The following is a 15,630-nucleotide window of genomic DNA, read 5'->3' as shown; positions in this document are numbered from 1 at the left end:
GCTGGCTAATCGCCGAAGCCCAACAACTCGACGCTGAGCATGCCCAGTATCGCCTTGGCGATCGAGTTGCCGTTGTCCTTGCCGACGCCGTTGTTGACCGAGCTTTCCGCCATCTGGCTGACACCGGCGTTCAGATTGCTGGTTCCGGTCAAACCGGCGGCGACGCTGCCGCTGGCCGCGACCGGGACGCCGGTGCCGACGCCGCTGACCTGAATGTTCTGAGCGCCGAGCACCGCGGTCGCGGCAATGAACACGTTCTTGCCGCCGATACCGGCTTCGCCGGCGTCGACTACGCCCTTCGGCGCGAACAGGAATACGTCGCCCGGAGTCCGGCCGGCCGAGTTGGCCGCCGTACGGATACCGCTACCGGAAATGATGGCCGGCGGCTCGCTGGTCAAATTGCCGTTCTTATCGTAGGTCGGCTCGACCGGCGGAATCGATAGCGCAGTTTTGGCGCCGCGACCGGCGTCGATGTTGCCTTCCGACGACCACACCAGAATATCGCCGCCGTCCAATACGAAAGCCCGCGAGGTATTGACCGAGAAATCGTCGCGGACCATGACGTTGATATCGCCTTCGCGCCAGGCCACGATACCCAGCTCGGACTCGTCCTTCTCGCCGGCAAAGGACACCGCCAAACCGACGTTGACTTGGCCGCCCGGCGCCAGGATATTGATGTTGCCGTTGTCCAGCGTATGGATCTTACTGAAGAACATGCTCAGATCGCCCTGCCAGTCGCTACCGGCAAACAAGGCGTTAATCGCATCGAAACCGCGTTGATTACCAAGATCGCTGGTGCCGGCCGATGCCGTTCCGGACGCCTTGATTTCATCGAACAGCACCGGTAACAACACGGCGTTCAATTGCGGTTGTATCTCGACGAAATCGCGGCTGCTCAACTCGGCGAACGCGGCCAATGCCGCGGCGCGATCCAGCGTATCGTCGTGCAAATGCTGGCGCATGAACGTCAAAATCACGCTGCTAGCTTTATGGAACTCGGCCGCGTATTGCGGATTGTCCTGCATGACCTTGGTAATGAAGCCGGCGTAATCCAGCTCGCCGTTGGCGCCGGCCAGGATATGCAGGTTCGCGCCGCGCTCGGCCAGGCTGGTATTGAACAGATTGCCGGTGGTAGATATCCCGGACGAAGCCCCCAAATCGATGTTGCGGCCAGCCTTGACCAGCACGTCGCCGCCGCCGGCCACTTCGATTTTGTTCTCGTTCGGGGTGAGAATGCCGGTATTCGGACTGCGCAGCGAACTGTAACGGATATCGCGCGCCGCTTCGATCAACGATACGGTATCGGCTGCAACGTGTTGAGCAGCGACCGAAACGTCCAACAAGTCCTTACCGGAACTCAGTAACACGTGCTTCGGCAGCGTGAAAATGATGTTTTCGATATTGCCGGTGCGCGTGACCAAACGTACCGGCGAGATATCCGCGGCATGCACCGGCTCGGTCGCGTGCGATTCGGCGATATTGGCGCCGATGGTGGCCATCACGTCCTCGTCTTTTTTCACCGGCAACGCCGCGGTCGGCAGCAGGCTAACGTCGAAATCGGACATGAACAATTGCGTGCCCTGCTCCGCGGTGATGTTTGCGCCGGCCAAAATGCCGAGCTGAGCGGCAGGTGCCGGGAACAATACGATCTTGTCGGCGATACGCACGCTGCCGGTTACCGCCACGGCATTCAAGGTCGCCGGATAAATCCGGGCCAGTTCGGCCTGGGCACTGCTGACGATGGAATCCGGCGGGCCGAATACGTTGCCGTCGGCATGCAACACCACGTCGCCGGCCAGCGATTCGACGTTGACGCCGCTATTCGCGCTGTAACTGAAAAAGTTGACATCGCCGCTGTGCAGCATCATCGGATCGGAGACGCCGGACAAATCCACACCGGCGCGGGCACTGACATCGATCCGGGTATCGCCGACCAACAGCTTAGGACCTTTGGCGGAGGCGTCGGCCGCAGCGATCTTGCCGCCGGCGGCGATAGCGCCGCTGCCTTTGCCCAGATAGTAGTTACCGCCGACGATATCGGCGCCGGCATTGACCTGCATCGTGCCGCCGCCGCTGACTTGTACTTCGTTGGTATAAAACCGGTTCGGATTGGTGTTGTCGGTATTGTTCGGCGTTCCGACCTGCTTACCGGTGGTCGGCATCATCACGTCCAGATTGCTGATCGAACCGCCGGCGACGACGTTGACGTTGCCGCCGCCGAACGAGCCGACGTTTTGCTGGAAGAACGGGGCGTTGCCCTTGGCGACGTTATTGCCGCCGCCCGTCGTAATGTAGCCCAGCGCCACGCCCCAGGCCGTGGGCCGTTCCTGAGCATGGCTGCCGTCCGCGGTCCAGTTGCCGATCCGCAGCAGCCAGTTGTTGAAGTTGTTGTCGGTTACCGCACCGTTGATATTACCGCCGGCCGCCAAGGTCAGGTCGCCGCCGTCTACCGGATACTCGGTATAAAACGCGGTACCGATGAAACGGTCTTTGAAGTTGCCGAACGGCGTGGTTTCTGTCGGCCGGCCGGCGTTGTAGACCGAAGCGGAACCGGCAGCAAAACTGATGTCGCCGGCGGCACCGATCCACATGTCGCCGCTACCGGTGCGAATCACGGTGTTTTCGGCGATATTCAAACCACCGCTGCCGGCAACGGCGTTGAAATCGGCGCTGCCGCCGGCCGCACCGGCCACGATGTTGTAGGACCAAGATTCGCCGCCCTGCAATTTATCGACGATACGCGCGGTGTTAGTGCCGGTACCCGTCGCGGCCGGATAGCGGAACAGCTCGGTTTTGAAGCCGTCGCTCAGCGACTGGTTCACGTTGAAATCGCCGCTGGTTTTAATCACCAAGCGGCCCGGCGTGTCGTTCCAGACGTTGCCGTCTGCCAGGTTACCGTAGCGCCAATCGGCCAAATCCCAGCGGTCTTGCAAGGCCAGATTGCCGTCGTAATCGATCTCGACGCCGGCCAGCAACTGCAAGCCCGGCGCCAGCGCGGCGACGTTTTGCATGGTCTGTGCCGTCATATAGGCCGCGGTATCCTGTTTGATCTGTTCGATGTCGGCGGCATTGATTTCGCCGTCGTCGCCCAGCGCCGAATTGCCATACACCTGGACGCCTTCGGCGTAAAACTTGGTATAGCCGGTTACCGTGCCGCCGACCTGCTGGATATCGATACCGTCCGCTGTGCGTCTGGCCCGCAGTGTAACCTCGCCGCCGGCCGCACCGTTGCCGGATACGTCGATGTTCGCGCCGGACGCAATAGCGATCCCGTCGCTATCGGCATCGGTCGAAGACAGCAATACCTTACCGCCCTTGGCGCCGTCGCCGATACCTACCGCCGACAACTCGGCGCCGCTTTTCAGCGCGATGCCGTGGCCGGCGTAAATGTTGATCTCGCCGCCATTGCCGGCCGCATCGGCATCGATGGTCCCGGCCAGGCTCACGCTGCCGTTATCGCTGGCCAACGTGACCTTGCGGGCGGCGATAACGTTGCCGGCCTGTTGATCGATATTGGCGTTGTGCACGCGGAAGTAGATGGACCGGTCGATCCCGGCATTATTGACGATGGCCATTAACTGGCCGAAATCGGCGTTGGCATCGAAGCGGTCTACTTCAATCGTGGCGCTGCCGCCGTTGGCGTGGATTTGACCTTGCAACAGCAACGCCTGGTTCGGCGCCCTTAACACGATATCGCCGCCTTGGGCGTTACCGCCGCCGCTGTCGGCATCGATCGCGGCACCCTGTTGCACCACAACCCGCCGATTGTCGGCCACGGCTTTAAAACTGCCGCCGGCGGTGTATTGGTTTTGGTCGGCGAAACGCACGCTACGGCCGGCCAGATCGATATCGGCCTCGCTGCCTATGGTTACGTCGCCGGTCAAGGCGTGCAATTCCAGCGCGCCGGAAGCCAGTACCGCTTTGGCGTTAAAGTCGATGCTATCGGCAACGGCACGAATCGCCCCGCCCAAGCCGTCGGCAACGGCAGCGTCGCTATCCAGGGCGGTGAAAACGGCGTCGTGTCCGGCCGCATCCAGCGTAATCCGGCTGCCGCCGTCGGCAGTCACGACGCCGGCGGCCAGATTCAGGTCGGCAGCGACTTTCAGCGTACCTTGGCCGGCCGCTCGAAATTCTTTAGCCGCCTCGACGCCGACCACGGTAAAACCGTCGATTGTGAAGCTGCCGTCGCCAACTTTCAGGCTATCGGCGGTTAAGGCCAAGCCGCCGCTGCCGCTGCCGCTGCGCAAACTTTGCGCGCCGGCGCTGTTTTGCAGCGTCAGGCTATCGGCAGACAATTGGGCGCGGTCGCCGCTAGCGCCATATCCGGCAATGCCGGCCGCGTTCAAGGTCAAACTGCCGAAATGGATCGCACGGGTGGCGCCGTTCTCATCGAGCGCAGCCGAGCCGTCGGCGTTGACCATATGCAGATTGCCGTAGATGCCGACGCTGTCGCGCGCGGTCAATACCAACTCGTCGACGGCCAGAGCAGACAATTTGCGGTTCGACCAGTTCAGAGCGTTGGCGCCGGCCAATGCCTCGACTTCGCCGAGGTTAATGGTATTGGCGGTCAGGTTCAACGAACCTCCGTCCATTTCCAGTTCGCCTAGCAACTGAGTGGAGCGGGTCGCGCCCAACAGCATAGATTTGGCCGATTTCAGGGTAGCGCCGGCCGCAACCCGCAGTTCGCCGCTGACCGCATCGGCCGAAGTCTCGCTGCGATTGAAGACTACTTGCTTATCGCCGGACACGCGCAGAATCGCGCCGTCGCCGGCGATGTTCAACACGCTGTCGCCGCTGTTGGCAGCTCTATCCGCCTCCAGCACCGCGCCGGCGCGCACGTCGATCAAACCGGTCGCGGTAGCCATGATTTCCGGACCGCTCAAATCCACGTTCTCGCCGAACACCACCTCGCTGGCGGTGACCTGGATATCGGTTTCGCCGGCTTTGCTTTGGTTACGGCTGCGCGCGCCGCCCAGCAACAAGCTATCGACCTGCAACGCGCTGAGGTCGCTGTCCAATATTTCCAGCACGCCGGCTGCCGGCGCCAGGCTGAGTTGCTCGACCACGCTGATCCGGTTGGCGGCGATATCCATCTTCGCTCCCCGTCCGCCGTTGGCCGCTTCGACCAAAAACTTGCCGTCCATGACCAATTGGTTTTGCGCCACCAACGAAATCTGGCCGGCGTCTTTCGGCAGCAGCGGCACCGCTTGTTCGTTCTTGATTGCCCGTTGCCGATAGAAATCGTTGGCGGTGTGAATGTCGTAACTGGAGCGCATGCGCACGTCGGCGCCGGTCTCGATCAAATAACCGTTGCTGCGCGCGTCGCGGATGCCGGTACCGGCCTGCACCCCATAGCCCGGTACGATAGCCCGACCGTCTATCGTGGCTTGGTTGGCGGGCAAGTCCAGGGTACCGGCTTGCGGCGTCACCAAATAAGCGCCGGGCAACAGCGCATAACGTGCCGGCAAAATCACATATTCGCCGGCCGCCAAGCCGGAGCCGCCTTCCAGATAAATCTTGCTGCCGAAGGCGTAAGGCAAATACTGGCTTTCGTAATGGTCGAACGGTGCCAAGTCGGAACCCAGGCTGGGCAATACCGCAAAGCCGCCCTGATAAGACGGGCTGCCCGCTTGCAGATAATCGTAGGAACCGCCGGCTCCGGGTTGGAACTCGTAGGACAGCAAATCGCCGCCGCCGGCTACGTCCACCGTACTGCCGGTTTTGATATCGATATCGGGCGCCGACAACACCAGCCGTTTTTCCGGTGCAGTATCGAATACCAGCTTGCGGCCGGCGTCGTCCAGCGGATACAGCCAATCCAGGCCGCCCTGGGTCACGCCGAACGGAATCGTCATATCCGCGCCGGCCACCCAGGTTTGGCTTGTAGCGTCGAATTTCATGTTGCGGGCCGAGACCGAAGTCAGACTGTTTTGCTCCAGCGTCAATTCGCGGCCGGCTTTCAGGGTTATCGTGCCCATCGGCGCTTTGATCGCGCCGGCCTGGCGAATCGTCGGCGCATCGAAGATCAACTGGCCGGCTGCGGACAGCGGCGTGTTATCGGTGTCGGTATTGTTGCCGGTGATAACGATTTTGCCGTCGGCGTTGTTTTTCACCGCGAACGTGAAATTGCTCAAGGTGGTCGGATAAATCTGGCTAGCCTGCAAATACAAATCGGCGGCGGTCACCAAACCGCCGATAAAATCGCGCTGGTCGCCGGATTCGCGGATGCCGACCGCACGTAAATCGTGTTGGCTGTTCAGCGCAATGCGTTCGAAGCCATTCCATTGGGTGGCGCCGTTGAGTTGTATCCATTGCGCATTGCCGCTAAAACGGCCGCTGCCGATGTCGGCCGTGTCGGCCACTGTCCGGTTCAACGACGAACCGATTTGCAGGAATACGGTATTCAACTCGACGTCGGCGGCCTGGCCGTCGATGCCGACTGCGTTGACCTTGGCCGCGTCGATTTTGATGCGCTCGCCGGCTTGCAGTTCGACACGGCCGTGGAATACAACCTGGTCCGCGGTCAGGCTCAAATCGCTGAAGCCGCCGGCGGCGAAGCGGTCGACACTGAGCGACATTTGCCCGTTCAGCTCCAGCGGTAAGGGTTCGCCGTAAACCGGCTCCTGGTTCGAAGAGCGCCGGGAAGATTGGCTGACATTAATCACCAGCGGATTGCTGGGGAACGGGATTTCCGGCAGAGACGGCGGGTTGCGGCGAAAACGGTCCAGCGCCAGTTCCAACTTACCGGCGTGGGCTAACGGCGAACCGGCGTTAGCGCGGAAATCGGCTTCCAGCACCGCGCCCTCGGCGGCGGTGACCTTAACCTTGCCGGCATTCGACGCAATGCGCTGCCGGGCGAAGTTATTCGCCAACGGATTGCCTTTTTGCTGGATATCCAGTTCGGCGCTGGTACCGGAAACGTCGATTAAAGAGCCGTTCTCCAACACCACCGCCCCACGCAACGCATCGAACACGACTTCGCCGCCGTCCAACACCACGCCGGTGCGTCGGCCGAACACGTCGGCCGGGTTCAAACGGGTGGTACCTTGCGCCAGCAATTTGGCGTGCGCACCCAACCAGATCACCTGCTTGTCGTCGTATTCCTGATCGTTGACCGAGGTCGCGGTCAAGTTGATTTTGCCGCCGTCGCTTTGCACGGTGCCGTCGACGTAAATGCTGCCGGCGGAGCTGACCAGACTGATGCTGGAACCTTTATCGGCGCGGATCGCACTGCCGGTTTCCAAAGCCACTTCGGTAAAACCTTGCAACTTGACCGCCATCGGTTGGCGCATGTGTTCCGGCAAATCGACGATGCGGCTGAAACCGCGCATTTCGGCACCGGTAGCGCGGTTTTGGTAGTCGGCATTCAATTCCAGATTTTTGGCGCGCAGATTCAGATCGGTGGAGGATTTGACGGTGACGGCGGCCGTATTGGCGACCAGATTGACCGCATTGAATGCGGCGAAACGCGAGGCGTCGAAGCCGCCATCACCGACCACAAAGGCTTGATCGGCCTCGCCGGCTGCCGGGGTACCGACCACGATCTTGCCGCTCTCCAACGTCAGACTGCCGTTCTGTTCCAGGCCGTAGGCGGACACGTCGCCGGCCACGTTCAATACCGGGTAGCTCAAGCCGCTGGCCGTGGCTGCCAACGTGATATCGCCGCCCTTGCCGGCCTTAAGCTCGCCGTTCAGCGCCAACCAGGCGCCGCCATCAGCCCGAATCCGGGAACCGGCGGCGACCGTCAACTCGCCTTGCGATCTGAGTGTGGCCTTACCGCCGGCCAGCGCCAACGCATCGGTCGGAGCCGCATCGAAGCCTTTTTGCAGGTCGTTGACCCATAATCCCGATACGTCCAAATCGGCTGTCTCAGCCAACAACAATCCGCCGGAACCGGGCAACTTGGCGTTGTTGGACGCCGCCAGAGTAATGCTACCGCCGGCCGCTTTGAAATCGCCGGCGAAGTTAACGCTGCCGGCTTCCAGATTCAGGCTGCCGGTGGGCCGCATCGCAATGGCAACGTCCGCGCCGACCGTGGCACTACCCAGCGTTTTTAACGAAAACTTGCCGACGCCGGATTGTTCCAGTTTGGCGGTGGAAATCAGCAAATCCGCCGGCCGGCCGTTGCCTTGCAGCGGGAAGTCTTGATCCGCCGCGATCCGAACCGCGCCGGGCGCCGTTTGCAACTTAACATCCTGCGCCGACAAAAACAGCGCCAAATCGATATTGAATTCGCCGGCGCCGGGCAGTTTCGCCAAATCGCGCTGATAGATACCGGCTTGGGAGCCAGCCGCCAAATCGCCGTTCCAGGCCAGTTGCGCCGTCTGCAGGTTCAGACTGCCGGCGCTTTTGCCTTCGCTGTAACCGCGTTCGAACTGGGCGAAGGAGCCGGCTCCCAACAAGTTATAGATCTTTTCAACGCCCCATTTTTTGTGGGTCTGGTTGACCACGCCTAATACCGCTATGTAATGGTCGTTCGGATCGGCGTCGCCGATATCGACGATCTGGCCGTACTCGTTCATTAACTTGGTGGTATTGACGTAACCGCCGGCATAACTGACCGAGCCGCCGGATATGTCGAACTTCGCGTTTTGGTTGACGGCAATGTCGCCACCGGAGGTCAGCGTAATCGTACCGCCCTCGGCCAGCCGTTCTTGAATACTGCGGCTGATACGGTCCTTGGCGCCGGCGGTATCGACGATTTGGGTGTCGCCGCGCAAATCGACGTAAACCGTTTTGCCTTTCAATACCCCGGACTTCTGCAACGGCGCATCCCGTAAATCGAAGCTTTGTACCGACACCTCGCCGACGTTGCGTTCCATCGCCACCGCGACGTTTTTATAACCGGAAACGTCGATGACCGCGTTGCTGTCGATGCGGATGCTGCCCTTGGTACCCAAATTGGGTTTGGCCAGATTGTCGGTCGCGGTCAAGTTGACTTTACCGCCGGGGACTTTGACGCTGGCGCCGCCCTCGACCACGATAGTATTGGCCGTCGCCGCCAGATAGGAATCGGGCTGCACTTGGCCATCGGCGGCGCTGCCGCCCTCGGCGTCGGCCACAATCTCGGTGTTGCTGTTGGCGCCGAAGGTCACGCTCGCCTTGGTACCCAGTCCGTCGCCGGCATCGGCCGCGCGGTCGGTACGGGTCGCCACCAGACGCGCACCGAGCACACCGCTCTTTTCGGCAGCTTGCAAGCGGATCGAACCGTTGACGTTGACCGAGGTAGTGGCGCTGACCCGGCCTTGCTGATTGACGACGAAGCCGGCCATCGTCACGTTGCCCTGGCGCACGCTGATGTTACCGGACGTGGCGTTGGTGACCTTGCCGCCGGTATCCACTTCCACGATCAGACCGGCGAACGGATCGTCTTTGTTCGCCGTTTGCAAATAGACTTTGTCCTGGCTGGCGGCCAGGATGATTTGGCCCTGCTTGCCGCCGCTCAGCGTGCCGCGGTTCTCGATTTCGGGCGCGACGATGATGATGCGGCCGTTGTTATCGGTGGAAATTTTGGCGCCGGCCTCAATCAGAATTTTCGCGGTCTTCGGGTCCAAGGTATCGCCCGGCGCCATCGGCTCTATCGCCAATGCCGCACTGTTGTTTTCGTCGAATACCCGGGTAATGCCGCGGTTGAATATTTCGTCGCTGATGTTCAACGTGGTCGCGACCACGGTGTTGGTATTAATCACCGCATCCTTGCCGAACACGAACCCGTTTTTGTTGTATAGGTAGACTTGGCCGTTGGCGACGATCTGGCCGAAAATTCGACTGGGATCGTGTTGGTTGATCCGGTTCAGCGCGATCGATTGGCTGTTCGGCTGCACGAATTGCACGGTGTTTTCCCGGCCGACGTTGAACTGGTCCCAGTTCAGAATCGCTTTGTCGGTGGTCTGGTCGATCCGCAGGGTATTGCCGATCACTTGGCTGGTCGCTGCGCCGCTGGTGACCCAGGTCGCCGCCGGAATCGGCAATTCGGCCCAAGCCGGATTGGCGCCGCCGACCAGCATACCGCCGGTCAGCGCCAAGCGGACGCAGGCCACCAAAGGATTCAGTCGGAACGGTTCGCAGGATGTCTGCCGTGGAAATGCCGCGGATTTAGCCATGTCTCGGTTGCCTCGATCAAAAATGGTTCACCATCGGTCTGGTGGCAACCCGGCTGTCTTGGCATCAAGACCCGTGGCTTTCCGTCCCCGCTTCGCAACGGGTTTGGCAATTGCAATAAAATTTAAAAAACCTGCCTGAAACTTGTTCGTTCGGCTTTGTTTACGACGTTCTGCCTAGCGCCGATTTCTCAGGCCGGTAAAACGTTTTCCGCAAAAGATTGGTTTTGGCTGAATAGCCAGCCCAAACCAACTTTTATCAACTCAATATTACGAACCGGCCCGAGTTGAATCCTACGAATCCGAGAATTCGAAATCTCTGCAGGAAACTTCTAAAATTAAAACCCCGTTCCGGCTTATCCCAATGTCGTTAAGTTAACGACGGTAGCAGCGGGCCGTGCCCGCGATCAAACGACTTCGGTCGCAGGCACGGCCTGCTCCTAAAGGACCTTTAAAAAAAACAGGGATTTATTCAACACCCGATCTAAACCCTATTTTCCAAATAATGGAACCTGCAACACCAAAGCTAAATTCAACTTTACCAGCGCCATATATAGCCGCCGGATCGAAAACACGGAAATTCGAAAAATTGTGCCCTTACAGTTTAAATACCCAATCCAATTTAATAACTGTACCAAGGTATTAAATAATATTTATGACGAAATTATGACAATATCTAATATTTAAACTAGAAAAACATAACAGACTTCAACCGCTAAACATATATAAAAAATAGACCGCCAATAATTACCGAAATATTACAAAACTCCGGGAAATACTGTTTTAAAACTCGGTAGCAATATTAAAATGCACGCGCGGATCGCCGCTTTGCACCGGCGCCAGAGTCGTGAGCGGAATACCGACATCCAGCGCGCCGCTGAGTTTGCGCCACATCTGAAACCGTAAACCGAAGCCGCCGCCGCTGAGGAAATTGCTGCGGACGTTGCCCGGCAACGCATTCTTGATCCAGCCGCGGCCGACATCCAGAAAACCCAACAACTTGAATTTGTTTAGAAACTCCCAATCGCTCGGCCCCAGATGCGGCGAGCGCAATTCCACCGAACCGAACACGGCATCGTCGGCCAGCGCCTGGGTTTCGAAATAACCGCGCACGCTTTCGTCGCCACCCAGCGAAAATTGCTCGTTACTGATCAGCGGCGTATCGGCTACCTGGGCCGCAACATGGCTGTACAGTTCCATTCCCAGCGGCAGGTCGTGCTGGTACTTCAGATCGCCGGTCAAAAACATGTAATTGGCTTTGGCCAGATAGCGTTTGTTCTCGAATTCCTTCTGGTTATTGCCCAAGCCGCGGAAGGAAACATGCAAACCCAGATCGAAGCTGGTGAACGATTCGGCGCCGCGCAGGCTGCCGCTGTATTGGGCCAGAAACGGCAGGTAGCTGATCGGCGTCTTGATCGAATCGGCGCTGAGCAGATTCAAATCTTCTTGAAAGTCCTTGTAGTCCATGCCCAACGTCGCGGTATGGAAATAGTCCGCCACCGGCTTCAACGGCTTGACCAGCCGGGCGCCGTAGATGTTACCGATACCGATCACCGACAAGGCGCCGGCATTGGCGATCTGCGCATTCGACGACGAACTGACCGCATACAGCGCCAGCCGGCTGTCGCTGTCGAACAGCGGCATGGCGTAAGTACCGGCCCAAACGTCGACTTCCGCGGTGTTTTCCGGCGACACCTGATACATCAACGAGGCGCTATGCATCTCCTGCCACAGGTTGTCGTAACGCAGCGACGACACCAAACGCAGACGCGAGGTGCTGGAGGTATTGCGGCCGTTTAATTCCACCTTGCCGTGGAACGGCAGTTCGTCCTTGACGTTTAAATCCACTTCCAGCGTGCCGGGGGTTTCGCCGGCGCGCAACACCGGCACGATCTGCCGGTCCGGACTCTGCCCGGCCAGTTGCGTCAATTGCTGTTGCATAGCCTTGAAGTTGGGCACATTGCCTTCGGCCAATTCCGGCACGCCGGCCTTGATCTTGCCCAGCGAAAAATAACGACTGTCCTTGACTCGCAAGCGCGATACCTTGCCTTCCACCACTTGCAAGTAGACCACGCCGTTCTTGACGTCCTGTTCCGGAATATCGACGGCGACGGTCTGGTAGCCGTTAGTGCGGTACAAGTCTTCCACCGCGGCGCGGGCGGCTTCGACGTTGTCGATGCTCTTGTTGGGGCCGAGGAAGTGGTAAACGGTGCGTTCCAGTTGTTTTTTGTCGAGCAAGGTACTGCCTTTGACGCGCAATTCCAGCAAATCGAAGGTTGCCGGGGCTTGCGGTTCGGCCGCGCCCTGCGTCGTTGCGGCCTGCTCCGGCGCTGCCGCCGTTGTCTGTACTTCCGCTCCATTTGCCTGCGCAACCGCCAACAGGGTTGCTGTGGCGCAAACCAGCCTGAGCCATGGCCTGCGCGCTATCGTTCTGGTGTCCTGCATAAGTCGATGTCGTTTCCCAAAGCCCGGTTTTCCCGCTGAAAACCGATAACCGCAAATTCTATTGCCGCCACGTTAAAACTTTATGACAGCGCTGTTACCATTCGCTTGGACATTGATGCAAATAACTTCCCGGAATTCGAATTGTTCGGAATGACGCGATTACTGTCCCTTCTTTGACAAAGACGACTGCATGGATGCAGAAGGTAGAGCAACGCATGGAGCAGTTGCCGAGGGGCTGGGGGAGATTTTTTATAAATCCCCCTCGATCCCCCTTTTTCAAAGGGGGAAGTTATTTGTAACGAAATCCTTGGGCAGCAGCCCCCCCCTCAAAAAAGCAAAACCAGCCGTCCGAAAACGGCTGGTTTTGCAGGTTTGGAGCCGTCCCTGGCTCCGGCCGGGATTGCCCCGGCTAACTTAAAAATCCAGTTACAGCTGGCCTGCGCCGCCGCCCCAGATGGTCGGTACGCGGCAAGCGTTAGTCGGAGCGAAGGTGGTAGCACCGGTTTTCACAGCGTGGCTGTATGGGCTTACCGGTCTGGCCGCGTCAAAGCTGCCGTTAACCGAAGCGAAGTTGGAAGGTACCGCCAAGAAAGCGCCGTTACCGAAAGTGTGAACGAAACCGTTGTTCAAATCGGCCATCACTGTTGGCGCACCGGCTGATTTGATGATCGCATCGGCCAGGGTTTTCTTGTCGCCGGCCAACGGGGCTGAGGAAGTGTTGTTACGGTATTGGAAGGTGTTTTCCGCCCAATCCTTATATTTGCCTTCGGCTACGTTAGCCAAAGTCGGCGCTACGCCGTCGATTTTGACGAACTCGTAAGCTGCGTTAGCTTTTTCCAAAGACAAAATACCGATAGCCCAACGGTGACCCCAATCGTTGGTAAAGCCGGAAACCGCATCGTTACCGTTTTGCAGGTCGCGCAAGCAGGCATCGACCCGACCGGTAGAAGCGTTGGCGTGAATGATCGCGATGCCATCACCTTCAGCAAAATCGGCGTCCGTAGCGTTTAGCGGAGTTAATGATGAAGCAGCAGCTGTACAACCATCACCCAGGAAGATGATGTTGGATTGAGCCTGGGTACCTGAACCGACTTCACGGCGGCAGGTGTGCAGGAACGGCGCATCAGCTGGCGCCAAATCGGAGATGGTTACGCTACCACCGCCAAAGGCAGAAACCGGAGTAGTTTGAGTCAAGGCCCAAGCGTGCAAGCCTTTGGCGCTGGCGCCATTCCCTACTTTCAACGCATCCCAATCCGCCCACTTACCGGCATGAATAGAAGCGATTTGTGCCGAAGTCAAGCTAGGCATACAGGCTTCACTTCTATCCCCGATCAAGCAAGACGAAGGCAAGTCGTTGGTGGATTTTTGCGCGGCTTGCAGGGTTCTGTACAAATCCCAAGTTACCGGCGCGCCGAAAGTTACAGCGGCAGCAGCCTTAACAGTCAATTTCGAAACATCAGTTGAAGATACATCGGTACTGTCAATGGCATTGTTACCTTTGAACTGAATCGGGTCGACATCGGACAACCCCATATCCGGGATTTGGCTGTTGTTGATGTTGGTGCACTCGATATCCGCTGGAGCAATCAAGCTACCAGCACTTTTTTCGGTACAACCGCTGGAGATATTCAAAAAAGCCAGTGGGGTAGCTTGGGCCACCGGCACCACACCGTTGCCAGATCCGCCGGTGTTGCGTTTGTAGATCAGCAAGTTGGCGTTAGCCGTGCCGGTCGGCAGGTTAGGGTTTTTCACGCCGACCGCACCGGTGTTGTTAGCTTTGCAGTAAATCGCAAATTGTTCGGTGTTGGCAGTGTCTCTGAAACGGTAGACTTGGCTGGCCGGGTCGCAAATGCGGTCGGTCGGATCGACGGCAGTAGAGGTCACTAGCTTGTCGATGAAGGTCGCCGCGGCAGAAGCCCCGGAAATGTACAACACGCGGGTTGTAGCAGGGTCGATAGTCGGGATCGCCGCTTGCGCCGCCGCACCGAACATTGCCGCGGCAATAGCCGCGCCTAAAACTAATTTTTTCATGATCATGTCTCGTGTGGATAAAAACTGGAAAGCGGACGGCGGCCGAACCGCCGCCCGTGAAGCGGCTTACTCGGCAACCGCCCATTTACGGCGGGTCGCACGCAGCATGCCCATCAGGCCGGCGCCGAACATCCAGACTGCGCCCGGCAGCGGCACTTGGCTTACCGGGAATACTTTGTATTCCAGAGTATTGCCGGACAACAGCCATTGGCCAGCGGCTTTGGTTACGTTGGTGCTTTGCGCGTACCAAAAATCGGCTTTTTGGCCGAATGCAACTGCGGCCGCTGAACCGCCGGTAGTGCCCCAGATATCATCAGGCAGATTACCCAAGCCAGTTGCCCATTGACCAGTACCGGCAGGATCTGTGTCAGAAACGAGCTTACTTACGTTCAACGTAGGATCGTTTACCAAACCAACATTGATTTCTTGAGCGTGATTGCTAATTACGGTAGCTACGCCCGCGGCTGTAGCTGTCGCGTCATAAGCTGGTAAAGCGTTGCCTTCTTTTTGAGTAATGAACAATTTCGAAGAACGGCCCACCGCCAAAACGTATTGCACGTTAGATGGGTTGTAGCTCGCCACCGAAGTCAACGCAGTCCAGTTGGCATCGCTGCTCAAATCGCGGTTGACGGTGTATGTCTCGCTGGCAACATTGGCAATCAAATCAGCCAGCGTGATACCCAAATCCAGGCTATAAGTCAGCTTGGAAACGCTGTCGTACGCTTGGAAATACAGTTCGCGGGTCGCATCGGTAGTACCGCTTACACGGATACTCGCGTTAGCCGCACCGGCGCCGGCCAACAGCGCGGCCGCAACCAAAGTTTTTGAGAATTTGTTCATTTTTAGCCTCATGTTTTAAAAAACTATAAATACATAAGGTGACAACCCGGCCATCTTGCCTGGCGGCAACATCCGTGGCTTTCCGTCCCCGCCTCGCGACGGGTTTGGCTTTTACACGCTTCCTAAGTCCTACTTTTGCACCGAAATGGCGCCGCTCTCCCCGCTACCGTTGTTGCTACCGCTGCCTACTCCCTAACCTCTTCCCTCGCCGCTC

The 15,630-nt window shown here is 58.5% G+C and carries 4 protein-coding genes and 2 riboswitches; all 4 genes read right to left on the bottom strand.

Annotated features, from left to right (window positions below; translation table 11 throughout):
- Positions 1–5 precede the first annotated feature (5 nt).
- Positions 6–10,103, bottom strand: coding sequence for a filamentous haemagglutinin family protein (locus tag MKFW12EY_RS10345; protein WP_221054493.1), 10,098 nt, complete (start codon positions 10,101–10,103; stop codon positions 6–8).
- A 40-nt stretch (positions 10,104–10,143) separates the two neighbouring features.
- Positions 10,144–10,221: riboswitch (cyclic di-GMP riboswitch) on the bottom strand.
- 662 nt (positions 10,222–10,883) lie between these two features.
- Positions 10,884–12,545: a ShlB/FhaC/HecB family hemolysin secretion/activation protein gene (locus tag MKFW12EY_RS10340; RefSeq protein ID WP_082409765.1), complete on the bottom strand. Its 1,662-nt coding sequence runs from the start codon at positions 12,543–12,545 to the stop codon at positions 10,884–10,886.
- Between the two features lie 426 nt (positions 12,546–12,971).
- Positions 12,972–14,576: a hypothetical protein gene (locus MKFW12EY_RS10335; protein WP_157199314.1), complete on the bottom strand. Its 1,605-nt coding sequence runs from the start codon at positions 14,574–14,576 to the stop codon at positions 12,972–12,974.
- A 66-nt stretch (positions 14,577–14,642) separates the two neighbouring features.
- A complete protein-coding gene (locus MKFW12EY_RS10330; protein ID WP_157199315.1) occupies positions 14,643–15,377 on the bottom strand; it encodes a PEP-CTERM sorting domain-containing protein in 735 nt (244 codons plus the stop codon).
- A 76-nt stretch (positions 15,378–15,453) separates the two neighbouring features.
- Positions 15,454–15,535, bottom strand: a riboswitch (cyclic di-GMP riboswitch).
- Positions 15,536–15,630: the final 95 nt, after the last annotated feature.

The organism is Methylomonas koyamae (genome assembly GCF_019669905.1).
Lineage (GTDB): Bacteria > Pseudomonadota > Gammaproteobacteria > Methylococcales > Methylomonadaceae > Methylomonas > Methylomonas koyamae.
Note: the sequence above shows the minus strand (reverse complement) of the source record. Positions and strands in the feature narration are given on the sequence as shown.

What these genes read in the sequence shown, in the direction of transcription:
- MKFW12EY_RS10345 (WP_221054493.1), bottom strand. Translation starts at nt 10,103, where the DNA reads ATGGCTAAATCCGCGGCATTTCCACGGCAGACATCCTGCGAACCGTTC.
- MKFW12EY_RS10340 (WP_082409765.1), bottom strand. Translation starts at nt 12,545, where the DNA reads ATGCAGGACACCAGAACGATAGCGCGCAGGCCATGGCTCAGGCTGGTT.
- MKFW12EY_RS10335 (WP_157199314.1), bottom strand. Translation starts at nt 14,576, where the DNA reads ATGAAAAAATTAGTTTTAGGCGCGGCTATTGCCGCGGCAATGTTCGGT.